Annotated in this window: 19 protein-coding genes; 12 read left to right on the forward strand and 7 right to left on the reverse strand. The window is 72.5% G+C overall.

The genetic code is table 11. The features are described 5' to 3' along the window. Nucleotides 1–58 precede the first annotated feature (58 nt). Nucleotides 59–2,242 carry a hypothetical protein gene (locus Sm713_RS10610; protein ID WP_212909370.1) on the reverse strand — a complete coding sequence of 728 codons (2,184 nt, stop codon included), beginning with the start codon at nucleotides 2,240–2,242 and terminating at the stop codon, nucleotides 59–61. Beyond that, nucleotides 2,239–4,443 carry an alpha-amylase family protein gene (locus tag Sm713_RS10615; RefSeq protein WP_212909371.1) on the reverse strand — a complete coding sequence of 735 codons (2,205 nt, stop codon included), beginning with the start codon at nucleotides 4,441–4,443 and terminating at the stop codon, nucleotides 2,239–2,241. Before Sm713_RS10615 ends, Sm713_RS10610 begins: the two co-directional genes overlap by 4 nt. A 756-nt stretch (nucleotides 4,444–5,199) precedes the next feature. On the opposite strand from Sm713_RS10615, the gene cseB reads away from it, so the two are divergent. The 3 genes from cseB (at nucleotide 5,200) to Sm713_RS10630 (ending at nucleotide 8,990) form a co-directional block, all read left to right on the forward strand. Next, a complete protein-coding gene (cseB, locus tag Sm713_RS10620; RefSeq protein ID WP_212909372.1) occupies nucleotides 5,200–5,955 on the forward strand; it encodes a two-component system response regulator CseB in 756 nt (251 codons plus the stop codon). Between the two features lie 133 nt (nucleotides 5,956–6,088). Next, nucleotides 6,089–7,489, forward strand: coding sequence for a HAMP domain-containing sensor histidine kinase (locus Sm713_RS10625; RefSeq protein ID WP_212911931.1), 1,401 nt, complete (start codon nucleotides 6,089–6,091; stop codon nucleotides 7,487–7,489). Between the two features lie 631 nt (nucleotides 7,490–8,120). Continuing rightward, nucleotides 8,121–8,990: an endonuclease/exonuclease/phosphatase family protein gene (locus Sm713_RS10630; RefSeq protein WP_212911932.1), complete on the forward strand. Its 870-nt coding sequence runs from the start codon at nucleotides 8,121–8,123 to the stop codon at nucleotides 8,988–8,990. A 54-nt stretch (nucleotides 8,991–9,044) separates the two neighbouring features. On the opposite strand, the gene Sm713_RS10635 is transcribed toward Sm713_RS10630, so the two are convergent. Together Sm713_RS10635 and Sm713_RS10640 are read right to left on the reverse strand one after the other, a co-directional pair. Further along, nucleotides 9,045–9,674, reverse strand: a complete 630-nt coding sequence (locus Sm713_RS10635; protein ID WP_212909373.1) for a gamma carbonic anhydrase family protein — start codon at nucleotides 9,672–9,674, stop codon at nucleotides 9,045–9,047. A gap of 86 nt (nucleotides 9,675–9,760) precedes the next feature. Next, entirely contained in the window at nucleotides 9,761–10,084 is a 324-nt protein-coding gene (locus tag Sm713_RS10640; RefSeq protein WP_212909374.1) for a hypothetical protein, read from the reverse strand. 402 nt (nucleotides 10,085–10,486) lie between these two features. On the opposite strand from Sm713_RS10640, the gene Sm713_RS10645 reads away from it, so the two are divergent. The 3 genes from Sm713_RS10645 to Sm713_RS40285 all read left to right on the forward strand — a co-directional run bounded on the left by Sm713_RS10645 (nucleotide 10,487) and on the right by Sm713_RS40285 (nucleotide 16,719). Then, nucleotides 10,487–10,705, forward strand: coding sequence for a DUF1360 domain-containing protein (locus Sm713_RS10645; RefSeq protein ID WP_249416212.1), 219 nt, complete (start codon nucleotides 10,487–10,489; stop codon nucleotides 10,703–10,705). Between the two features lie 34 nt (nucleotides 10,706–10,739). Next, nucleotides 10,740–10,892: a hypothetical protein gene (locus tag Sm713_RS10650; protein WP_212909376.1), complete on the forward strand. Its 153-nt coding sequence runs from the start codon at nucleotides 10,740–10,742 to the stop codon at nucleotides 10,890–10,892. 322 nt (nucleotides 10,893–11,214) lie between these two features. After that, nucleotides 11,215–16,719: an Ig-like domain-containing protein gene (locus Sm713_RS40285; protein WP_249416213.1), complete on the forward strand. Its 5,505-nt coding sequence runs from the start codon at nucleotides 11,215–11,217 to the stop codon at nucleotides 16,717–16,719. Nucleotides 16,720–16,828: 109 nt separating this feature from the next. On the opposite strand, the gene Sm713_RS10675 is transcribed toward Sm713_RS40285, so the two are convergent. Continuing rightward, on the reverse strand, nucleotides 16,829–17,266 hold the full coding sequence (locus Sm713_RS10675; protein WP_212909377.1) for an EamA family transporter: 438 nt from the start codon (nucleotides 17,264–17,266) through the stop codon (nucleotides 16,829–16,831). Nucleotides 17,267–17,630: 364 nt separating this feature from the next. Here Sm713_RS10675 and Sm713_RS10680 point away from each other — a divergent pair, with 364 nt between their 5' ends. The 3 genes from Sm713_RS10680 to Sm713_RS10690 all read left to right on the forward strand — a co-directional run bounded on the left by Sm713_RS10680 (nucleotide 17,631) and on the right by Sm713_RS10690 (nucleotide 20,293). Next, nucleotides 17,631–18,065, forward strand: coding sequence for a hypothetical protein (locus Sm713_RS10680; protein ID WP_212909378.1), 435 nt, complete (start codon nucleotides 17,631–17,633; stop codon nucleotides 18,063–18,065). 240 nt (nucleotides 18,066–18,305) lie between these two features. Continuing rightward, nucleotides 18,306–19,274, forward strand: a complete 969-nt coding sequence (locus Sm713_RS10685) for a threonine/serine dehydratase (protein ID WP_212909379.1) — start codon at nucleotides 18,306–18,308, stop codon at nucleotides 19,272–19,274. 56 nt (nucleotides 19,275–19,330) lie between these two features. Further along, nucleotides 19,331–20,293 (forward strand): ornithine cyclodeaminase family protein, encoded by a 963-nt coding sequence (locus Sm713_RS10690; RefSeq protein WP_212909380.1) that lies wholly within the window; start codon nucleotides 19,331–19,333, stop codon nucleotides 20,291–20,293. Nucleotides 20,294–20,299: 6 nt separating this feature from the next. Here Sm713_RS10690 and Sm713_RS10695 read toward each other — a convergent pair whose 3' ends face one another. Further along, nucleotides 20,300–20,551 carry a hypothetical protein gene (locus Sm713_RS10695; RefSeq protein ID WP_249416214.1) on the reverse strand — a complete coding sequence of 84 codons (252 nt, stop codon included), beginning with the start codon at nucleotides 20,549–20,551 and terminating at the stop codon, nucleotides 20,300–20,302. 136 nt (nucleotides 20,552–20,687) lie between these two features. On the opposite strand from Sm713_RS10695, the gene Sm713_RS10700 reads away from it, so the two are divergent. Both Sm713_RS10700 and Sm713_RS10705 read left to right on the forward strand, forming a co-directional pair. Further along, nucleotides 20,688–21,509, forward strand: a complete 822-nt coding sequence (locus Sm713_RS10700; RefSeq protein ID WP_249416215.1) for a helix-turn-helix transcriptional regulator — start codon at nucleotides 20,688–20,690, stop codon at nucleotides 21,507–21,509. Continuing rightward, nucleotides 21,506–21,718, forward strand: a complete 213-nt coding sequence (locus tag Sm713_RS10705) for a DUF397 domain-containing protein (RefSeq protein ID WP_212909383.1) — start codon at nucleotides 21,506–21,508, stop codon at nucleotides 21,716–21,718. Before Sm713_RS10700 ends, Sm713_RS10705 begins: the two co-directional genes overlap by 4 nt. Nucleotides 21,719–21,933: 215 nt before the next feature. Here Sm713_RS10705 and Sm713_RS10710 read toward each other — a convergent pair whose 3' ends face one another. After that, on the reverse strand, nucleotides 21,934–22,842 hold the full coding sequence (locus Sm713_RS10710; RefSeq protein WP_308293161.1) for an alpha/beta fold hydrolase: 909 nt from the start codon (nucleotides 22,840–22,842) through the stop codon (nucleotides 21,934–21,936). Between the two features lie 123 nt (nucleotides 22,843–22,965). Between Sm713_RS10710 and Sm713_RS10715 the strand changes: the two genes are divergently transcribed. Further along, entirely contained in the window at nucleotides 22,966–23,943 is a 978-nt protein-coding gene (locus Sm713_RS10715) for a helix-turn-helix transcriptional regulator (RefSeq protein ID WP_212909385.1), read from the forward strand. Nucleotides 23,944–23,978: the final 35 nt, after the last annotated feature.

Below are 23,978 nucleotides of genomic sequence, written 5' to 3' on the forward strand. Positions count from 1 at the left end.
TGGGGGAGGGTGCCGGTCCGGCCGGGGACGGGCACGGAGCGGCTGACCCGACGGGGCGTCAGGAATCCGTCGCGTAGGGGACGGTCAGGACCTCGAAGAGGTCGAGCCGGGGCAGTTCGACGCGGGCCGTCCCGTCCGGCGCCCGCTCCACCGTCAGCGGGCGGTCGGCGTAGTGCGCGTGCACCGCCGCGCCGGCGTCCGGCCATGGCAGCGTCAGCGTGCACGGGCCGACGGGCAGCGGCGCCATGAAGCGCTGCGGCGCGTCGCCCGACCGGTTGAGCAGGTGCACGACCCGGCCCGCCGCGGATCTGCCGAGCACGATCTCCACCTGCGGGGGCAGGCCGGTGCCGATCGCGAGGTCGCAGCCGCCGGTCGCCAGCGCCTGATCCGCGATCAGGTCCCGCAGCACGGCCAGGCCCAGCTCCCGGTAGCCGAGGCCCGGGTGCCACGGCAGCGCGGTGACCTGCCCCGCGCCGTGCCGGGCCGTCACCAGGCCCGGGTGCTCCAGCGGGAGGTGGCCGTGGCACTTCTCGGGCGGCCCGTACGGGGCGCGGGAGAGCGCGGGCAGCGCGGTGCCGGCGTCCGGGCGGGGCACGACCACGTGGAACGCCCCGATCACCGGAAGGTGCGGCTCCGCGGTGCCGGTGCCGGTACCGATGCCCACCAGGTGGAGGGATCTGGTGGGCTCCACGCCCTCCCAGGTGGCGGTGTGCCGGGCGTAGGGGAGCGCCGCGAGCAAGCCCTCGCCGCCGGGTCCCGTGCCGGGTCCCGCCCCGAGTCCCGTGCCGGGTCCCGCCCCGAGCCCCGTCGCGCCCGTGGCGAGGAGCGCGCCGCCCGCCGCCGCGTACGCGTCGAGCGCCGCCGCCTCGTCCGGGTCCGGGGGGCCGAGGTCCGGCAGCACGATCAGGCGGTACTCCGACAGCGCCGCCGTCCCCCGGTGCCCGGAGCCGCGCGGCGCCGCGTCCGCGAGGCGCCCAAGCGCCTCCTGCGGCACCACGTCGAAGGGGATGTGGCGCTCCTGGAGCGCGAGGTACACGCCCTGGAACTCGCCGGTGGCGCGCGCGCCCCGGCCGGGGGAGGCGCGCGCGGGATCGGGGCGCACCAGCAGGACGCGCGGCTCGGGCCGCAGGTCCCGGTAGACGCCGGCGTGGTCGCGGTGGAAGCGGATGATCCGCCCCGCCGAGCCGAGGCAGCCGTAGGCCCCGGTGTCCGGCGTGCCCATGACGTACGTGGATGGCACGGCGCCGCGCGAGACGGCCTGCACCAGGTACTGCGCGAAGTGGTGCGGGTCCTCCCCGGCCCACCGGTACGGCATGTCGAGGAACCCCACCGAGTTCACCAGCACCGGCACACCGGGCCGCTGGGCCTTGGCCGCGCTCACGTGCTCGGCGGTGCGGTGGTGCCACAGCGGCCGGCCGACCGCGTTGTTGGCCTCGTGGAAGACGATGTCGGCCCGGTCGCCCAGGATCAGCGCGGCGTCCGGGCTCCGCCGGGCGACGTGGGCGCGGATGCGGGCGGTGAGGTCGTCGAGCACGGTCCGGGTGAACCGCTGCCAGTCGCCGTATCCGGGCGACTCGGGACCGGTGGGCAGCGGCGCGCCCCCGGAGTGCGCGGCCCAGCGCCGGGCGCACCCCGGGCAGTGGCACACGCCCCGGTACCGCTTGCTGTAGTCGACCTCGTTGAACGACATCCAGTTGAGGAAGAACCCGGCCACCGCCGGATACCGTTCCAGCACCTCCCCGAGCACGTCGAAGAGCCGCTCCTGGTAGTACTCGCCGCTGGGGCAGACGCTGACCAGGCCCTGCACCACCTGCCGTTCGCCCGCCGCGTCCACGAAGCACCACTCCGGATGCGCCTCGGCGCGGGCGTGGTCGACCTTCGAGAAGTCCATCCGGCCCAGCACCCTGATGCCGCGCCGCCCGGCCTCGGCCACCGCGTCGCCCACCAGGTCGCCGGACGGCCGGTCGGCCAGGTGCGGGTTGCGCGTCTGGAAGGGCAGCCCGGTCGGGTAGTTGGAGACGATGCCGCCGACGCTGAGCAGCCAGGTGTCGGCGCCGTACCCGACGAGGAAGTCGAGCACCTTCGCCACGTCCAGGCCGGCGTCGACCTCGCGCAGGTTCGTCTGGAACATCCGGAAGGGCTCGCGCCACCAGGGGCGGGGCTCGTCGGGGGCCGGAGTGCCGGGGTCCGGGCCGGGGCCGCCTTCCGCGTCAGGGTCACCCTCCCTGCCGGGGGCGCTCACGCCCCCGCCCCCTCGCCGGTCGCCGCGTCGCCCGCCTCCGAGGACCGCGCGTCGCTCCAGGTCAGCAGTGCCACCTCCAGCAGCTCCGCCTCCGCAACGGTGACCTCGGCGCGGCCGTCCGCCACCCGGACGGGGACGTCGGTGCCGGCCACGAGCAGGCGGGCCGTCACGTCGCGGGCGCCCGGGGGCAGCGCGGCGGAGACGGTCTGCGGGGGCAGGGGCCGCACCTCGTGCCGGGTGCCGCGCAGGGCCGACGGGTCGTCGAGGTTGACCAGCGCGACGCTCAGCGCCCGCGGGCCGCGGCGCACCGCCACGTCCACCAGCCCGCTGCCGTCCACCCGCACCGCCGGCTGAGGGCCCAGCGCCCAGCGCACCGCGTCCGCGATCAGCCGCCCGTGGTCGAGCTGGAGGGCCTCCCAGTAGACGGCGCCCAGGTCGAACGCCGCGTACACGGTGCGCCCGCCGCCCTCCGCCTGCCGGCACACCACCGCGGGCGCGTCCGGCTCCGCGCGGGCGTAGACCTCCTCCATCGGCAGGTCGGGGAAGTCCGGCACGAAGCGGAAGGGCACCTCCGTACCGTCCGCGGCCTCGATCCCGAGGACGCTGGTGCCGCCGATGATCCGCCCGGCGCCGGCGGGCCCGGCGTGCAGGGGATGCTCGGGGCCGGTCAGCGCGATGTAGTTGTTGCGCACGGTACGGGCGGGCTCCCGCAGCCGGACACCGAGGACGTCGCCGAGGGCGAAGTCGGCGCGCTCGGCACCGTCCTCGTCGAGCAGCCCCGCCCGGTGCACCGCCACCAGCGAACCGCCCCCGGACACGAAGTCCCGGACGATCCCGACCTCCCGCGGCCCCAGGCGCTCGGCACCGGTGAGCACCAGCAGCCGGTGGCGGGCCAGGCGTTCGGCGGTCAGCGCGGAGTCGGAGATCAGCTCGAACGGGATACGGGCCGCCACGAGCGCGTGGTGGATGCCGTCGTCGTGCCGGTCGCGCAGCCGCTCGGCACCGGAGCGGTGCGGGGACGGGTAGCCGTCGAGCACGGCGACGTCAGCGGCCGTCCGCAGGTCCCGCAGCACCGGCTCCAGGCGGGCGTGCAGGCGGAACAGGTCGGCCACCGGGGCCACCCAGCGGCGGTCCGGCACGGCGGCGTTGAACTTCGTCATCCACGGGTTGATGCCGTGCACGAAGCCGTCCGCGATCCAGGTGCGCACCTCCGCCGCCGGCGCCACCGAGTCCTTCCAGCGGTGCCGGTGCTCGGGCCCCACGGACGAGATGAGCTGCGCGGGACGGTCCGGGAACGCGGCCCGGCTGCGCCGCGCGAGCTGGCCCGCCGTCCACAGCGGCTCGGTGCCGGAGCGGCCCTGCCGGTCGATGACGAAGAACGGCGAGTAGCGCTGCGCGATCACCGGGTCCAGGTCGCGCACGGTGGTGGCGCCCAGGTTGGGGATGAACGAGGCGTGCGGGCGCTCGCTCTTCACCGCGGCGTCCCACCGCGCCACCAGCTCGCCCAGCCTGCCGCGCCGCCAGGCGACGTAGGCGGGCCACGCGGGGTCGTCCGACCGGCCCTCTTCGCGGGGGAGTTCGCGGCCGGTGTCGGCCCGGAAGGAGTCCCGTGCGGCGGCGCTGTAGGAGATGCCGCCGTGGCCGTCCCAGCGGTTGGCGAAGACGGCGTCGATGTCGTACTCGCGGGCGATCTCGCGCGCCACCTCGGTGATGAACTCCCCGTGGTAGTCGCTGAACGGGCAGGTCAGCCAGGCCCCAGGCAGCGACCAGTGCTCCAGCGGCCGGCCGTCCTGACCGAGCGCCAGCCACTCCGGGTGCGCCTCGGCGGCGTCCGCGTGCACCGCGTGCGGGTCGACCCGGGCCATCACGTGCATGCCCAGCTTCCTGGCACCCTCGACGAGGGTGCCGAACGGGTCGGTGCCGCCGAGGAAGGCGCTTCGGTGGTGCAGCGGGATGCGGGTCGGGTAGTAGGCGACGTAGCCGCCGGCGCTGAGGCAGAGCGCGTTGGCGCGGCTCTCGCGCATCAGCTCCAGCCAGAACTCGGCGTCGAAGTGGGCGGGGTCGTCCTCGGCCAGGGTGAGCTGGATCCAACGGGTGGCGGACTCCACCCAGCCGGCGCCCCGGCCGCCGGTTCCGGTGTGCCGCTCGGGGGTGGGCTCCGGGTGCCGTCCGGGCGCGGACTGTGCCGTGATGTCAGGCAAGGGGGCCTCCATTCGTCAGCGTCCCCCTCAGTAGAGCGTTTGTAAGACAAGTTCACAAGACTGGCGGGTACGGTTTTTGGGGTGGCCGGTGCCGTCCGGGAGGGGTGGTTGCGGTTGTCGCCGGACCATCTGGCGGTGGCGGGTTGCTCGCGCCCACGCGGCGGAGCCGCATATCGATACAGCCCCGCGCCCCTTCCGGGGCGGGCCTGGACCCACCGGCGCCCCGGAAGGGGCGCGGGGTGGGGGTACCTCCCACGCCCTCAAGGCAGTGGGGGAGCGACCAGCCACGACGAGACGGTCAGATGATCGCTGCCCGGAGGGGCAGACGCGGGGTGGGCGCGCCAGCGCCTGATAAGGGGCGCGGGGAACTGCGCGAGAAGCCCGACGACACGGTCGGATGATCGCCGGCAGCAGGGGGCAGACGCGGGGTGGGCGCGTCAGCGCCTGATAAGGGGCGCGGGGAACTGCGCGAGAAGCCCGACGACACGGTCGGATGATCGCCGGCAGCAGGGGGCAGACGCGGGGTGGGCGCGTCAGCGCCTGATAAGGGGCGCGGGGAACTGCGCATAGAACCACGACGAGACAGTCGGATGATCGCCGGCAGGAGGGCGCACACGCGGGGCAGGCGCGTCAGCGCCCTGCACGGAGTGGATACTCCGTTGATACAGACCCGCGCCCCGACGGATGCCCGAACGCCACCCGACCGAGACATCTCCACCGCAAGGTGGAATCCGTACTCCCCACAGATGGACAGCGATGCCCGCCCCCGCCCCACCCGCACCCCCGGCCCCCGTCAGCCTCCTCCTCGTCGAGGACGACGAGGTGATCCGCAAGGCCCTCGCCATGTCCCTGGAGCGCTACGGATACCGGGTCGCCGTAGCGGAAGACGGCCTCACCGGCCTCGAACGCTTCCGCGAGATCCGCCCCGACCTCCTGCTGCTCGACGTGATGCTCCCCGAGCTGGACGGCATCGGGCTCTGCCGCAGGATCCGCGAGACCAGCCTTGAGCCCATCCTGATGATGTCCGCCCGCGGCGACGCCCTGGACGTGGTGTCCGGCCTGGAGGCAGGGGCCGACGACTACGTCGTCAAGCCGGTCGACACCGCCGTCCTGGTGGCCCGCATCCGCTCCCTGCTGCGCCGCGCCACCTTCGCCGCCGCGTCCGAACGCGAGCAGGCCGAGCCGCCTGCCGACCCGCCCGCGGCCGGCGCCGCGCAGGCCACGGGGGACCGTCTCGTCTTCGGCGACCTCACCGTGGACACCGCGGGCCTGGAGGTGTTCCGCGCGGGCACCAGGATCGCGCTGACGCCCACCGAGCTGCGGCTCCTGCTGGAGTTCGCGGCGCACGCCGGCGTCGTGCTCGACCGGCAGACACTGCTCCGCAACGTCTGGGACTACGGCTGGGACGGCGACAGCCGCGTCGTCGACCTGTGCGTGCAGCGGCTCCGCCGCAAGATCGGAGCCGAGCGCGTCGAGACGGTTCGCGGCTTCGGATACAAGCTGCGCCGCTGAGATGACCGCCGCCCCGCACTCGCACTCCACGGAAACCCGCCCCATGCAGCCGCGCCCCAGCCACCCCGCCCCCATGGCGGCGCCCGTGACGCGGCCGTCCGGCATCCGGCCGCCCGGCACCCGGCCGCCCGGCATGCGGGAGGCCCACGCGGACGCGCTCGCCACCGTGCACCGCCTGCTCAACTGGCGCTCGCTCCGCTGGAAGATCGCCGCCCTGGTGGCGGTGGCGGCATGCGCGGTCGCGCTGGCCGTCGGCCTGCTGGTGCACGAGAGCACCCTGGCGCGGTCCATGAACGAGAACCGGGCGAAAGCGTTCGTGCAGCTCCAGTCCGCTATCGACGACTACCACCGGACCGGCGACAGATCGAACCTCACGACCCTCAGCGGCCTGCCGGACCCGCTGCGCCGCCAGGTCGAGGCGTCCGGCGAGGGCGCCTGGTACGACGACCGCACGCCGACCGTTCCATGGACCCGGGCGGCCCGTGTGGCCGACGGCCAGGTCTTCGACGTGAAGGTCGACGCGACCGCCGACATGCTCAGCCGGAAGGCCCTGGACCGGCACATGCGGATGGCGTCGCTGGCCGTGCTCGCCGTCATCGTCCCGCTCGCGGCGCTCGCCGCCGAACTCCCCAACCGCCGCCTGCGCCGCGTCGCGGCCACCGCGCGCCGGATCGCCGCGGGCGACCTGGACGCCAGGACGGGAGCGGGCGGCCGGACCGGTGCCGGGTACGGCCGGGACGGCCGGGGCAACCACGGGGAGGCGGACGGTAAGGCCACCCAGGCCGAGGCCACCCCCCTCACGACCGCCGACGGCTGGGGCGGTGACGAGATCACCGAGATCGCCGCCACCGTCGACTCGATGGCGGACAGCCTCCAGGACCGGCTCCGCGCCGAACAGCGCTTCACCGCGGACGTCGCCCACGAGCTGCGTACCCCGCTCATGGGCCTGGTCACGGCGGCCGAGCTGCTGCCGGAGAGCGAGGCGACCGACCTGGTCAGGGACCGGGTGCGGGTGCTGCGGGGGCTGGTGGAGGACCTGCTGGAGGTCTCCCGCCTGGACGCCGGCGCGGAACACGCCGAGCTCCGCCCCGTCGCGCTCGGCGAGGCGGTGGCGGAGTCCCTGGACAAGGCGGGGCTGACCGCCCGCCTGGCGGTCGACGGCAGCCCGGTGGCCGAGACCGACCCGCGCCGCCTGGACCGCATCGTGGCCAACCTGGTCGCCAACGCCCACCGGCACGGTGCCGCCCCCGTGGACGTCACCGTCACCGACAGCACGATCGAGGTCCGCGACCACGGCCCCGGGTTCCCGGCCGCCCTCCTCGCGGACGGCCCCCAGCGCTTCCGCACCGGCGCCGCCGAACGCGGCCGGGGCCACGGCCTCGGCCTGACCATCGCGGCCGGCCAGGCCCACGTCATCGGCGCGAGCCTCACGTTCACCAACGCGCCCGACGGGGGCGCGCTGGCGGTGCTGGGGCTGCCGCCCGCGCGGCCCGAGGGGCTGCCGACGGCGTCGGGGTCCGGCGAACAGGGCTGAGACGGGCGCTCGCCCCGGCCGAACGCACGGACACCAGACCTCCGCAGGCGCCGGCGACCATCCGCCCGCCAGGGCCGATACGGAACCGACGAGAAACCGAGCAGTCGCGGAGGGACGCTTCCCACGGGCCCGAAACGGTGGGCGGGCACGGTGGGTCGTGTGCGCGGTCCGCGCACGTCAGGACCCCGAAGGTGGCCGCCCCATGCCCTCTGCCCCGCCGCGCACCGGCACCCACGACCCGTCCCCGCCCTGCACCGGCACCCACGACCCGTCCCCGCCCTGCACCGGCACCCTCGCCCCGTCCCCGTCCCCGTCCCCGTCCCCGCCCCCGTCCCCGTCCCCGTCCCCGCCGCGGGCCGCTGCGCCCTTGCCGCGGCCGGCGTCCGCGGCGACCCCCGGGCCCGACCCCTCGCCGCACCCGACGCCGGACCCCGCCGTCCAGGGCGAACCCGCCGCACCCGCCGCACCCCCCACATCCCCGGCGACCATCCGCACCGGGACCATCCGCACCGGGAGCATCCGCACCCGGGTCACCCGGAGCATCCGCAGCCGGATCACCCGCAGCACCCGCACCCACCCCCGCCCCCGCGGCCTCCTCACCACCCTCTTCGCCGCGGCGTCCGCCCTGCTGATGCCGCTGCACGCCTACGTGCCCGACTCGGCGCTCAACGTCGGCAGCCTGATCGAGACCGTGCTGCCGTGGCTCGGGCTCGCCGTGCCGGTGACGCTGGGGATCGCCGCGGTGCGGCGGTCCCGGCGGGCGGCCGTGGGGGCGCTGCTTCCGGCCGTCGTCTGGCTGCTGATGTTCGGCGGGACGGCGTTCGGCGGGGTGCTCGGGGGGCGCGCCACCGGCGGTGACCTGACCGTCGTCAGCCACAACGTCAACGAGGACAACCCCGACCCGGGCGCCACCGCCGCCGCGCTCTCCGCCTCCCACGCCGACCTCGTGGCCCTGGAGGAGCTGAGCCCCGAGGCGACCCCCGCCTACGAGAAGGCCCTGGCCGGTGGCTATCCGTACCACGCCGTGGAGGGCACCGTCGGCCTGTGGAGCCGCTACCCGCTGAGCGGAACCCGGGAGCTGCCGATCATGCCGTGGCCGCGCGCCCTGCGCAGCACCGTCGCCATCCCGCGGGGTCCCGTCGCCGTCTTCGTCGCCCACCTCGCGTCGGTACGGGTCTCGTCCGCCGGGTTCACCGTGCGGGCGCGCGACGAGGCCACCGGGATCCTCGGCGCCGCGCTCCGCGCCGACCCGCTGCCCAGGACGATCCTGATGGGCGACCTCAACGGCACCGTGCACGACCGGGCGCTCGCCCCCGTCACCCGCCTGCTGCACTCGGCCCAGGACACCCGGGGTGCCGGTTTCGGGTTCACCTGGCCCGCCGCGTTCCCGCTCGCCCGGATCGACAACATCCTCGTCAGGGGCGTCACCCCGGTCTCGTCCTGGACGCTGCCCGCCACGCCCAGCGACCATCTGCCCGTCGCGGCGCGGATCGACCTCTGAACGGAGGCGCCGCGGTCAGGCGCCGCGGTCAGGCCCCGCGGTCAGGCCCCGCGGTCAGACGCCGGGTCCGCCGGGGGAACCGTCGCCGGGTTCGTCCAGGACCCGGTCCTCCCGGTGAGCCCCGTAGTACTCGACCTGCCGGCCCATCAGCTCCCGCATCGTGGTACCGCGCGGGACGCCGTACACGGTGCCCGGGAAGTCCATCTCGCGCTGCCTCTCCCACAGTTCGTCGTGGCGGTCCGGGGAGAACGGCTCGGCCGGGTCGCCGGCGGCGATCCAGCCGATGGGCAGGACGGTGCCCGGCGCCAGGCGGGAGCCGACGTGCAGGACGCTGTTGATGCGCAGTTCGCATCCGGCGCCGGCGTGGGCGCCCGGGAAGAGGGAGGCGCCGGTGGCCACGAACACCTCGTCGTCCACCGTGGCGCCGTTGACGTGCGCGTGCGGGCCGATCAGCACCGCGTCGCCGAGCACCGCGGGGTGGCCGGCGCGCCCGCGGACCAGGGCGTGCTCCATCACCACCACGTCCTCACCGGTGCGCACTTCGCCGTCCTCGGCGGTGAGCACCGCGCCGTGCAGCACGCGCGCCCGCTCGCCGAGCCGGACCGCGCCGCACAGCACGGCCGTCGGCGCGACGTACGCCGACGCCGGCACCAGCGGTCTGCTTCCCCGGTGTTCGAGCAGCATGCTCCGAGCGTAACTCCGCCAGGGGGGACGCTCCCCAACTCCGCCAGGGGGACGCCCCAAACTCCGCCCGGGGACGCCCCCAGACCTCAGTCCCGAGCCGCCGCCTCCCGCGCCATGGCCACGGCCTGCCGCAGGCCGAGCGCCGGCTCCGCCGACCGCAGCGCCTTGACGGCGGCCACCGCGTCGGCCGGGCCCTCGTAGCCCGCCGCGGCCAGTTGGCGCCTGGTCCAGCGCACCCTCAGCTCCGCCTCCGAGGTCACCGCCGCGCCGACCGCCACCTCCAGGGCGCGGGCCAGCCCCGGCCGTTCCGCCTCCGGGGCATCCTCCAGCGCCGCTTGGAGCGCGGTCAGAATCTCGTCCGCGTCCCGCAGGGCGAGCACCACCTGCGTGTCCTTCTTCCATCCCACCATGCGGCCACACTGCCGCAGGGCGCCCGCCCAAGTCCCGCGACTTGAGCGGAACATGAGCCACAGCCGTCACCGCCGTGACGCGCGACCCGCCCCGACGCCCCCGGCGCGGTCCGCCCCCGGCCGTTCCCGCGCCCCGGCGCGCAATCCCGCGGGCGCATATTCCCGCGCTATCGGTTCTGCCGGCAGCCGGCCATGCAAAGGCAGACCCATGGGCATCACAACGAAACTGGTTTTTCTCGATTCTTTCCTGTTTCCATCTCCGCTCTTTTCGCCGTGGAAATCCTTGTACAAGGGAGTACCTCATAGAAGGCCGGTCGCTTTACGATGAATTGCATGGACCCGGTGGTGTTTCTTCTGGCGCTCGGCGCCGTTTGTCGTATTACCAGATTCATAACGAAGGACGTGCTGGCCGCCAGGTTGCGCACCTGGGTGGCGGAGCGGTTCGGGGACGAGTCCGGGCCGGCCTACCTGGTCACCTGCGGCTGGTGCACGGGGACGTGGGCCGCCGGGGCGGTCGTGCCGCCGGCCTACCTGGCCGGCGACACCACCGCGTTCCGGGCGGTCGCCATGGTCCTGACGCTGTCCTACCTGGCCGGCCTCGCGTCCACCTGGCTCGACTGAAGGAAGTCCGACGGCAATTCGAAGGAGGAGTCACATGGGATGCAACTGCGGTGGTGGCGCCCGCGGAAGGGCGACGATCTACCGACTGGTCCTGCCCAACGGCGTGATGCGCGACTACCCCACCCGGCAGGAGGCCGAGGCCGCGCGACAGCGGAGTGGCGGCACGGTCCTCGTGGTCAACCAGTAGTCACATGCTTCCGGTTCCCTTTCGTGTGCGGGCGGACGGCGGGGCGTTCCTCTCGCGCCGGGGGTGCTGGAGATTATCTGAATTGCTCCCCGGACCTCCCCGTGCGCTGCTCCATACGGGTGCCTTTTGATGCACCCGTATGGCGCAGCAACGCGTCTCGGCCGCCTACTGGGAGAACCAAAGAGCAGGCCCTCGGCGCCCAGTGTGCCGCCGTATCGGCATGCGCCGAAACAGCTCCTTTCCCAAGGTGCGCCTTTATGGCCGTCACCGGAAAGGCGTCCGGGCTTCTTTGGCCCCGTACACCTCAAAAGGGGGCTGCACCTTGGCCAGTTCGACCACCACGCTGACGTCGTCTCCCAACCCCTCGGTCTGCGGCGAGACCGTCACCTTCACCGTCGCCGTCGCTCCGGTCCCACCGGAGACGGCCATCCCGACCGGCACCGTGAGCGTGATCATCAGTGACGACGGGCCCACGCTGACGGCCCCGCTGGACGCCCTGGGCCTGGCCCAGGTCACCATCGACGACCTGACCGTCGGTACCCACCAGGCGATCGCCTCGTACAGCGGCGACGCCACCTTCGACCCCTCGGCGTCCAACCTGGTGAACCAGGTCGTCAACGCCGCGGACACCGCCACGGTCGTGACGGCGGCCCCGAACCCGTCGATCTGCGGCGAGTCCGTCACCGTCTGCGCGACCGTCACGATCCTCCCACCCGGCACAGGCGTCCCGACCGGTACGGTCACCTTCACCGGCCCCGGCGGACTGAACGAGACCGTCCCCCTCGATGCCGGCGGCGAGGCCTGCGTGACGACGTCGGTACTGAGCACCGGGACCGTCACGGCCACTTACAACGGTGACGACTGCACAGCCGGTTCAACGGGGACGGTGGCCGTCACCGTCCTCCCGGCCCCGACCACCACCGTGGTGACGGCGACGCCGGATCCGTCCGTGTGCGGCGAGTCCGTCACCGTCTGTGCGACCGTCACGATCGACCCCCCGGGCACGGGCACCCCGACGGGCACGGTCATCTTCACCGGTGCCGGCGGGCTGATCCAGACCGTCGCGCTGGACGCCTCGGGTCAGGCGTGCCTGACCACCACGACACTGGCGACCGGCACGATCACGGCCACGTACAGCGGTGACGTGTGCGCCGCGCCCTCCATCGGCACGTTCGAGGCGACGGTGGACGAGGCCGCGACCACGACGGTGGTGACGGCGACGCCCGACCCGTCCGTGTGCGGCGAGACCGTCACTGTCTGCGCCACGGTGACCACGAACCCGCCGGGTTCGGGGACGCCGACGGGTACGGTGACGTTCACCGGTCCCGGCGGTCTGAACCAGACAGTGGCGCTGGACGCCTCGGGCCAGGCCTGTCTGACCACCACCACGCTCGCCACAGGTACCGTCACCGCCACCTACAACGGCGAGGGCCCCTGCTTCGCCGGCTCGGTCGGCACGTTCGCGGTCACCGTCGACCCCGCGGCCACCACGACGGTGGTGTCGGCGACGCCGGATCCGTCGGTGTGCGGCGAGTCCGTCACCGTCTGCGCCACGGTGACCATCAACCCGCCGGGTTCCGGCACTCCCACCGGCACGGTCACCTTCACCGGACCCGGCGGGCTGAACCAGACGGCCACCCTGGACGCCACCGGTCAGGCCTGCATCACGACCACCACACTCGCCTCGGGCACGATCACCGCCACCTACAACGGCGACAGCTGCGCGCAGAGTTCCACGGGCACCACGGACGTGACCGTCAACCCGGCGGACACCACGACCACCATCGCCGTCACCCCGGACCCCTCGGTCTGCGGCCAGTCGGTGACGCTGTGCGCGACCGTCACCGCCGACCCGCCCGGCACCGGAATCCCCACGGGCACCGTGACCTTCACGGGCCCCGGCGGTTTCACCCAGACCGCCGCACTGGGACCGACCGGCCAGGCCTGCGTGACCACGACCACGCTGGCCACCGGCACGGTCACGGCCACGTACAACGGCGCGGCGTGTTTCAACCCGTCCACCGCCACGGCCGATGTGACGGTGAACGAGGCCTCCACCACGACGGTGGTGACGGTGACGCCGGACCCGTCGGTGTGCGGCGAGTCCGTCACCGTCTGCGCCACGGTCACCACCAACCCGCCGGGTTCCGGCACTCCCACCGGCACGGTGACGTTCACCGGTCCCGGCGGGTTGAATCAGACGGTGGCGCTGGACGCCGCCGGCCAGGCCTGCCTCACCACGACCACGTTGGCCAGTGGCACCGTGACTGCCACCTACAACGGCGAGGGGCCCTGCTTCGCGGGCTCCGTCGGCATGACCACAGTGATCGTCAACCCGGCCGACACGACCACGGCGGTGACGGTGACGCCCGATCCCTCGGTGTGCGGCGAGTCCGTCACGGTCTGCGCGACGGTCACCATCGACCCGCCGGGTTCCGGCACGCCGACGGGCACGGTGACCTTCACCGGTCCCGGCGGGCTGAATCAGACGGTGGCGCTGGACGCCGCCGGCCAGGCCTGCCTCACCACGACCACCCTGGCCACCGGCACGGTCACGGCGACCTACAACGGCAGTACCTGCGCCAACCCGTCCACGGGGACCGCCGACGTCACGGTCAACCCGGCCGACACGACGACCGTGGTGACCGCCACGCCGAACCCGTCCGTCTGCGGGCAGTCGGTGACGGTGTGCGCCACGGTCACCATCGACCCGCCCGGGTCCGGCACGCCGACGGGCACGGTGACCTTCACCGGTCCGGGCGGGCTGAACGTGACGGTCGCCCTGGACGCCGAGGGCCAGGCATGCCTGACCAGCACCTCACTGACCTCGGGCACGATCACCGCCACCTACAACGGCGACGACTGCGCCGCCGAGTCCACCGGCACCGTCGATGTGACGGTGAACGAGGCCTCCACCACGACCGTGGTGACGGCGACGCCGGATCCGTCGGTGTGCGGCGAGTCGGTCACCCTGTGCGCGACGGTGACGACGAACCCGCCGGGTTCGGGGACTCCGACGGGCACGGTGACGTTCACCGGTCCCGGCGGGCTGAATCAGACGGTGGCGCTGGACGCCGCCGGCCAGGCCTGCCTCACCACGACCACCCTGGCCACCGGCACCGTCACCGCGACCTACAACGGCGAGGGGCCCTGCTTCGCGGGCTCCAGCGGCACCACCTCCGTCACGGTCAATCCGGCCGCGACCACCACCACGGTCACGGTGACGCCGGATCCGTCGGTGTGCGGGCAGTCGGTCACCGTCTGCGCGACGGTGGTCACCAACCCGCCGGGTTCGGGGACGCCGACGGGTACGGTGACGTTCACCGGTCCTGGTGGGCTGAACCAGACGGTGGCGGTGAACGCGAGTGGTCAGGCGTGCTTCACGTCGACCACGCTGGTCACCGGGACCATCACGGCCACGTACAACGGTGCGGCCTGCTTCGCCACCTCCACCGGCACCGCCTCCGTCACGGTCAATCCGGCCGCGACCACCACCACGGTCACGGTGACGCCGGATCCGTCGGTGTGCGGGCAGTCGGTGACGGTGTGTGCGACGGTGACGGCGAATCCGCCGGGTTCGGGGACGCCGACGGGTACGGTGACGTTCACCGGTCCTGGTGGGTTGAACCAGACGGTGGCGGTGAACGCGAGTGGTCAGGCGTGCTTCACGTCGACCACGCTGGTCACCGGGACCATCACGGCCACGTACAACGGCGCGGCCTGCTTCAGCACCTCCACCGGCACCGCCTCCGTCACCGTGAACGAGGCATCGACCACCACGACGGTGACGGCGACGCCGAACCCGTCGGTGTGCGGGCAGTCGGTCACCCTGTGCGCGACGGTGGTCACCAACCCGCCTGGTTCGGGGACGCCGACGGGTACGGTGACGTTCACCGGTCCGGGCGGGTTGAACCAGACGGTGGCGCTGGACGCCGCCGGCCAGGCCTGCGTCACCACGACCACCCTGGCCAGCGGCACCGTCACAGCCACCTACAACGGCGAGGGCGCCTGCTTCGCGGGCTCGACGGGCACCGTGCTCGTCACGGTCACCCCCGCCGCCACCACCACGGCGGTGACGCTGACGCCGAACCCGTCGGTGTGCGGGCAGTCCGTCACGGTCTGCGCGACCGTCACCACCAACCCGCCGGGGTCCGGCACGCCGACCGGCTCGGTCACCTTCACCGGTCCCGGCGGTCTCGTCCAGACGGTGGCGCTCAACGCCAGCGGCCAGGCGTGCTTCACGACGACCTCCCTGGCGTCCGGCACCATCACGGCCGTCTACACCGGGAGCGCCTGCTTCCTGCCGTCGACCGGGACGGCCACCGCCACCGTCAACCCGGCCACCAGCACCACGACGGTGACGGCGACGCCGAACCCGTCGGTGTGCGGGCAGTCGGTCACCCTGTGCGCGACGGTGGTCACCAACCCGCCTGGTTCGGGGACACCCACCGGTACGGTGACGTTCACCGGCCCCGGCGGCCTCAACCAGACGGTGGCGCTCAACGCCTCCGGCCAGGCCTGCGTGACGACCAACTCGCTCGCCACCGGCACCGTCACCGCCACCTACAACGGCAGTGCCTGCACCTCCGGTTCGTCCGGTTCGGTGGCGGTCACCGTGAACGAGGCGGCGACCACGACCACGGTCACGGCGACCCCGTCCACATCCGTGTGCGGGCAGTCGGTGACGGTGTGTGCGACGGTGACGGCGAACCCGCCGGGTTCGGGGACTCCGACGGGTACGGTGACGTTCACCGGTCCTGGTGGGTTGAACCAGACGGTGGCGGTGAACGCGAGTGGTCAGGCGTGCTTCACGTCGACCACGCTGGTCACCGGCACCATCACCGCGACGTACAACGGTGAGGGCCCGTGCTTCGCCGGGTCGAGCGGCACGGTGTCCGTCACCGTCAACCCGGCCAACACCACGACCGCGGTCACGGTGACGCCGAATCCGTCGGTGTGCGGGCAGTCGGTGACGGTGTGTGCGACGGTGACGGCGAACCCGCCGGGTTCGGGTACGCCGACGGGTACGGTGACGTTCACCGGTCCTGGTGGGCTGAACCAGACGGTGGCGGTGAACGCGAGTGGTCAGGCGTGCCTCACGTCGACCACGCTGTCGTCCGGCACCATCACCGCGACGTACAACGGCGCGGCCTGCTTCAACTCCTCGACCGGCACGGCCACGGTCACCGTCAACCCGGCGGCCACCACGACGACGGTGACGGCGACGCCGAACCCGTCGACCTGCGGGCAGTCGGTGACGGTGTGCGCCACGGTCACCGCGAACCCGCCGGGAACCGGCACTCCCACCGGTACGGTGACGTTCACCGGTCCTGGCGGTCTGAACCAGACGGTGGCGCTGAACGCCAGCGGTCAGGCGTGCTTCACCTCGAGCTCCCTGGCGTCCGGCACCATCACCGCGACCTACAACGGAGCAACCTGCTTCGCCACGTCGACGGGCAGCGTCGTCATCACCTCCACCGCGGTGAGCACCACGATCACGGCCTCGCCCGCCCTGATCAGGCTGCGCACCAACGGCACGTTCGTCATCCAGGCCATGAGCGCCACGCTCAGGAACTCGGCCACCAACGCCCCGATCCCGGGGCAGACGGTGACGTTCATCGCCAACACCGCCACGGGTCCGTTCGTGCTCGGCACGGCGGTCACCGACGCGAACGGCGTGGCGACCCTCGCCCCGCCGCAGTTCACCGTCCCGGCCATCGTCACCACAGCGCACACGTACACGGCGTCCTTCGCGGGCTCCGGGTGCCTCGCGCCGTCCTCGGCGACGACGGGCCTCGCTCTGATCACGACACCGCTGGTCCCCTGACCCTCCTCCCCGCACAGACCGCGCCGGGCCGCACAGAGCGGCCCGGCGCGGGCGTGCGCGGTCGGCCGTCTCCTTGTCACGGGCGTGCGCCACCGCCCGTCTCCACGTCTCAGCCCACGGCGATACCCACGATCCCGGACAGCACGATCCCGGCCCCGACGAGCCGGCGCACCGGGTTCGGCTCACCGAGCACGCGCCACGCCAGGAGGCCCCCGATGACGATGCTCAGCTCGCGGACCGGGGCGACCACGCTGACGGGCGTCGTCCGCATCGCGAACAGCACGAACAGGTAGGCCAGCGGCGACAGCACCGCGACGACCAGCGTCTCCCGCCAGTGGCCCCGCCACAGGCGGGCGACCTCTCGCTTCCGGGCGAGTGCGTACGGTGTGAGCATCGCGCTCTGCACCAGGCAGCCTGGGAACACCGCGGTGCCGACCGCCGCGACGATCCACCACCACCGCGGCCGCGCGCCCTCGACGAACAGGTCCCCGACCGCGACGGGCAGGCAGAGCACAGCGGAGACCGTGTAGTAGCACCAGACGAACACCGCCCCGCCACGGCCGACCCGCTTGGCGCGAAGTTCCAGGCCGCGTGCAGGACGGAGGCGCTCAACAGCAGCGCGAGCGAGGCAGCGTGCACGGCACCCCCAGGAAAGGCCAATGGACACACCAATGGAAACACTCGGTGGAATCCAGGTTGCCGGATCACGCCAGCCGGGCGGTGCCGAGCCCTGGAGCCGAGGCGGCGGCCCCCCGCCCGGGGCGACGCCGTGGCCCGCGGAAGTTCCCGTCACGGTTCCAGGACACTCCTGTGACAGAGGGGAACACAACTCACTCCCGCCACCGCCGGTCAAACCCACGACCGAACACCACGGCGCCGAACCGGCGGCCAACCACCAACGGGAGAACACCATGAAGCTCCGTCACGGCATCACCACCGCGGCGACCGCCGCCGCCGTCCTCGCCGGCACCGCCCTGCTCGCCACGCCCGCCTCCGCCGCACCGGCCGCGGCCAAGGCCACCGCGCCCTACAACGGCGTCTGCGGCGCCGGCTACGACGTCATCGCGACCACCCCGATCCACAACGTCGGCGTCACCTACGTGACCTGGAGCTCCGCCGCGGACAAGGTCTGCGCCGTCACCATCCGCAACACCCCCGGCGCCCGCGAGTACATGAACGTCACCCTGGACACCTGGCCCGAGAGCACCCACCCCGTCTCGGACCCCGGCTCCTTCACGACCTACGCGGGCCCGGTCTACAACCCGACCCCGGGGCCGGGTCAGTGCCTCCAGTGGAGCGGCTCCATCGACATCTACTACGACGGCGGCAACGGCAACTGCGCCTGACGCATGACCCGGCGCCCCCACCTGGCAGGTGGGCGCCGCGCACCACACCGTGATCCCCTCGCCCACCGGCGGGGGGATCACGCCGTTCACGAGCACACGGCAAGGCCGACCGACCCGGCCCCTCCCCACAGACGAGAGAGAAGCCGCGACCGTGACGGTACAGCCTATAGCCTATATATCTGCTACCGTTCAAGGAGGATCCGTGGATGTCCGTAGCGGCGTGCAGGCGGGAGTCGGAGCATGGTCAGCCTTTTCGAGCGAATACGCGAAGCCCACGAGGGAATCCGCCCGAACGTCCCGGTGAGCACACTCGAACGCAGCATCCTTCTCTCCCATGAGACAGGCAGCGACGTCTGGCTGAAGACCGAGCACCTGATGCCGACGGGTTCCTTCAAGGTGCGCGGTTCGGCCAACAAGATCCGCACCCTCGGCCCCGCCGCGCGGCGCGCGGGCGTGATCACGGCGTCCACCGGCAACCACGGGCAGGGCGTGGCCCGCGCCGGCAAGCTGGCCGGAGTCGCGGTCACCGTGTACGTCGGCCACACGACGGCGACGTCGAAGATGGCGGCGATCGAGGCCCTGGGCGCGGAACTCGTGGTGATCCAGGGGACGCCGCTCGACGCCGAGAAGGCGGCACGCCGCGAGTCCGAGCAGACGGGCAGGCCGTACGTCGCCCCCTACAACGACCTCGACACGGTCGCGGGGCAGGGCACCCTGGGCGTCGAGCTCTTCGAGCAGGCGAACGACCTCGACGCGGTGTTCGTCTGCGTCGGCGGAGGCGGCCTCATCGGCGGAGTCGGCACGGCGCTCAAGGCGCTGAGCCCCCGGACCCGGGTCGTCGGCGTCTGGCCGAAGGCATCCACATGCATGCTGGATTCGCTGAACGCTGGCCGCATCATCGAGACGCCGGAGTACGAAACGCTCTCGGACGGCTCCACCGGAGCGGTGGAACAGGGCTCCGTCACCTTCCCCATCTGCCAGGAGGTGATCGACGAGACCGTGACGGTCGGCGAGGACGAGATCGCGCACGCCATGCGCCTCGTGGCCACGGGCGAACGGTGGATGATCGAGGGAGCGGCCGGCGTGGCCGTCGCCGGGCTGGTGCAGACGGCGGAGCAGTATCGGGGTAAGAAGGTCGCGGTCGTCCTCTGCGGCCGCAACATAGCGGTCGAGACGTTCCTCGACGCCATGAAGCGCGCAGGAGGGTGAAGACTCATGGACGACAACCGCAGGCCCCTCCCGACCCGGTAGATGCGAGGTTGCCGATGCCCACCCTGCCCGTCTTCGGCGCGGAAGAGATCCAGGACGCCACCACGCCGCAACTCGTCCTGGACACCGTCCGCGACGCGCTGATCGCCCACGCCGAGGGCAGGACCAGCGTGCCGCCGCCGCTGTCCATGGAGTTCCCCGAGGCGGACGGGGACTGCCATGTGAAGGCGGGCCGGATCACCGGCACCCCCGACTTCGCCATCAAGGTCGCCACGAGTTTCTACGGAAACCCCGCGCTCGGCCTCCCCTCCAGCCACGGACTCATCTGCGTGGTCAGCGCACGGACCGGCGAGGTCCGGGCCATCCTCGACGACCGCGGCCTGCTCACCGCCGTCCGCACGGCCGCCTGCGGCGCCCTGGTCACCCACGCGATGGCCCGCCCCGACGCCGACACGCTCGGCGTCTTCGGCACCGGCGAGCAGGCCCGCCTCCAGGCCCTCTGGCTCTCCCGCCTCCGCCCCCTCAGCCGCGTACTGGTACACGGCAGGACCCCGGAGACGACCCGGGCGGCCTGCGACTGGCTGGTCGCCCAACACCGCCTGCCCGCCCAACCGGCCACCGCGCAGGAGGCGGCCGGCGCGGACATCGTCGTCACCACGACCCCCGCCACCACCCCGGTCCTGGACGCCGCCCACGTCCGCGAGGGCACGCACGTGACCGGCATCGGCACGGACATGCCCCACAAGAACGAGCTCCCGGCGCCCTTGTTCGGCCGTGCGACCGTGATCGCCACGGACGACCACGCCCAGTGCCTGGACCACGGCGACTTCGGCAACGCAGTACGGTCCGCCACGACCACGGCGGACAGCGACACCCCGGCGGGCCTCCTGCTGAAGACACCCCTGGCACGACCGCCCGCCGCAATCACGGTCGCGGACCTCACGGGCGTAGGCGCGGTGGACGCCGCACTCGCCTCGGCGGTCCTGAACCTGCTCCTGCGGGAGGAGGCCGAAGGCTGACCCCGGTCAGGGCACTTCGGCACGCCCGTCCGGACCGAGGGCGGCGGCAAGCCTGCGCGCCGTGTCGGTGCTGCACCCGCCGAGATAGATCCGCGCCTGCGGGTGGACGTCCACGTAGGACGCCGTATCGACCCGCAGCGACGGAAGCACGATCCCCACCTTCTCCAGAGCCGCGCTCAACGCCACACACGTCGCCTCGGCATCCCTGATCTTGTCCCGCACGGGCCGCCGCTCGTCGTCGCTCACCATGCCGTCCATTCCGTACATCCGTTCGTCAACCGCCCCCGTACGGGCAGTGCGTCACGTTGGGTGCACACAGAGTGGCCCATCGCCACGTAGCGTCGAAAGAGGGAGCCGATTGACATCGGCGAAGGTCAACGGGAGGTACCAGGCAGTGTCGTACGCGGACGAGCTAGACCCCACGGACTCCGTACTGTCGTTCTACGCAACGGACTTACGCCGCTTCCGCGAGAAGGCAGGCATCACCCAACGCGACCTGGCGAAGCGGGCCCACATGGCCCCGTCACTCCTGAACAAGATCGAGGCCGCCAAGCGCCTTCCGTCGCGCGAACTGTCGATCCTGTGCGACGAGGTGTTCGGCACGGGTGACCACTTCCAACGGCTCTGGCCGCTGGTGGTCAAGTACGCGTATCCGTCGTGGTTCCGACCTTTCGTGGAACTGGAAGAAGCGGCTACGTTGATCCGGTCGTTCGAGGCCCAGGTGATCCCTGGGTTGCTTCAGACGGAGGACTATGCGCGGGCTGTGTTCGCGCCCCGGCGGCTTGACCCCGACAAACTGGACGACCAGGTGGCGGCTCGCCTTGAGCGGCAGCGCATTCTGACCCGTCCCCAGCCCCCTGAATTGTGGGCCATCCTGGACGAGAACGTACTCCGGCGCCGTATGGGCGGCTCTTCAGTGATGCGCGGGCAGTTGGAACGTCTCATCATCGCCGCCCTCGAACCCCGCACCGTCATCCAGGTGGTGCCTTACGAGGCGGGCGCGCATGCGGGAGTCGGTGGTCCGTTCTCCGCCCTCACCCTGGATGAGGGGCCAGACGTGGTCTACGTGGACGGCTTTCTACAAGGCCAGATTCTGGCGGATCCGGAGGACGTAAAAGCGGCGGGCCGAGCCTACGATCTGCTCAGGGCGGTTGCGCTGTCTCCCGACCGGTCCATCGACCTGATCACCGATGTGATGAAGGAACTCACACCATGATTCCCTCAAGCACCCAGCCGGGCGTGATATGGCGCAAGTCCAGCTACAGCAGCGATAACGGGGGCAACTGTCTGGAAGTGGCAGACGGCCAAGCCTCAGCCGTCCCGGTCCGGGACAGCAAGAACCCGAACGGCCCGGTACTCCTCTTCGCGCCGACGGCCTGGTCGGCGTTCGTCTCAGCCGTCCGTCAGGATGAGCCGCGGCCCTGATCGCCTGATCACGTGAAGTGCCACCGGCCCGCAGCCGCCGACGAAACGTGAGGGGACGCGGGGGGATGTGCGCGCGCAGCGGCCGGTGCCAAGTGCCGGGTTACTCGGCGACGTACTGCGCGGCACCGGACCGAGCACGTACATCCCCCCGCGGCCCCGCCCCACGACGAGACACCGGGCGACGCGACGCGATGCGACCCGCACCCGAGTCCGCGTCAGACCCCCGCCACCCGCGACCCTTCAGACCGATGCACCCCAGCGTGTGCCGCCTCAATGACCTCCGCGAGCACGCCCGGCTGCGACAGGAACGGCGAGTGCGACGAGTCGATCTCCACGACCTCCGTCGGCTCACCGGAAACCGCGTCGACGTCCCGGATCATGAGGCGCTGCAACGCAGGCCGTATCGCGTTGTCCCTGGAGCAGACGACATAGCTGTGCGGGACCGCCCCGAACCGCTCGGCGGTCACCCTGATCTGCTCGAAGCCGACACGAGCAGGCGCATCTGCGGTCAGCAGGGAGATAGCAGCCTCAGCGGTCGCGTCATCCACGTCGTTGTAGAACGCCTCCCGAATAGCAGCCCGACGATCACCGTCCCCCGCGTCGTACCGCAGCGCACCAACCGACAGAGGATCCGCCGAGAGCCCACCTACCACCATCTCTCCCGCGTTCTCCGGCAGAAAGGTGTACTCCGCCTGCGACTTCCCCCCGACCGGAGCGAACGCCGCCACGTACATGAGCTCGGCGAACAACTCCGGCGCCTGCTCGGCAGCGGCAGTCGCCACGGTGCCGCCCGCACTGTGGGCCACCACCAGACACGGCCGCCCACCCCCGATCCGCCGCACCTGCTCGACCAGGCTCGTGGCGGCGGAGGACGCCGTGATCCCGGCCACCGGCGACGGCTCCTCGGAGAACGCAGCGGAGTCGAACGGCCGCTGCCACCGGGACCGCGGCGAACAACTCTTCAACCCATGCCCGTCAAGATCCACGGCAACCGACGCGACACCACGGCTGGCGAGTTCCTCGCTCACCAGGCTCCAGCACCAGCTTCCGTGCCAGAAACCGTGCACAAGGACAACGGGGGTCGTGGGGTGCATGCTCTCCTCTTTCGTTCTCGCAGCGACCATCTGGTCTCAACGGGAACGTAAGGCCGAGCGACAACCCGCGAAATAGCTCAGCCACGTACGAACGAGCGGTGGATAAAACGGGCGCCACCAGGCGCCGCACAGGAAAGTGCGAGAATGCACCCCGTGAAGCACCCTCCCGGCCCGGCCCACGCCCCGACCGCCGACGCGGCCCCCGACGCGGCCCCGGACGCGGCCCCGGACGCGGCCCCGGACTGGAGGCCCACCCCGGGAACCCAGCCGACGGACCGCGTCCAGCTGGGGGAGTTCCTCCGCCGCCGCCGCGAGACCCTGCGCCCGGAGGACCTCGGCCTCACCCCCGGAGCCCGGCGCCGCACCCCCGGCCTGCGCCGCGACGAGGTGGCGGCGATGGCGAACATGTCCACGGCCTACTACGAGAGCCTTGAGCAGGCACGCGGCCCCCAGCCGTCGCCCTCGATACTCGCGGGCCTCGTCACAGCCCTCCGCCTGACACCGGACGAACGCCGCCACGTGTACCTGCTGGCCGGCCAGGCACCGCCGACCCCGGCCGAGGCCCCGGACTACGTGGACCCGGGCCTGTCGTACACCCTGGACGCGCTGGCGACCACGACACCGGCGCTCATCACCGACGACCTGGCGACCGTCGTGGCACAGAACCCCCTGAACATCGCACTCTTCGGAACGTTCACGGACAGACCCGGCCACGAGGGAAACCTGACCTGGCACTGGTTCACCTCCCCCCACTGGCGCTCCGTACTGCGCTCGGCGTCACCGCAGGAGGAAGAGGCGACCAGCCTGTCGTACGTGGCCGACCTCAGAGCCACGGCGACCCAGCGCGGCCACGACCCGGCAGCCACGGCACTCGTCTCGGACCTGCGCGAAGCCAGCGCGGAGTTCGCCGAGATGTGGGACCAGCACAGGGTGTCGACGCTGCACTGCTCGGTGAAATCCGTGCTCAACGACCAGGTGGGCCGCCTCGACCTGGACTGCGTAGTCCTGGCCAGCCCGCAGTCCCGGCAACGCCTTCTCATGCTCCAACCGGTACAGGGCACGGAGACCACGAACCGCCTGAACCGCCTCCACCTGCTGATCAGCGACAGGCAGCCCACCACCACACCCTGAAGCGCAAGCACCGCCGCCCCCTTACGGTCACCCTC

It is taken from the genome of Streptomyces sp. TS71-3 (genome assembly GCF_018327685.1).
In the GTDB taxonomy this organism is placed as follows: domain Bacteria; phylum Actinomycetota; class Actinomycetes; order Streptomycetales; family Streptomycetaceae; genus Streptomyces.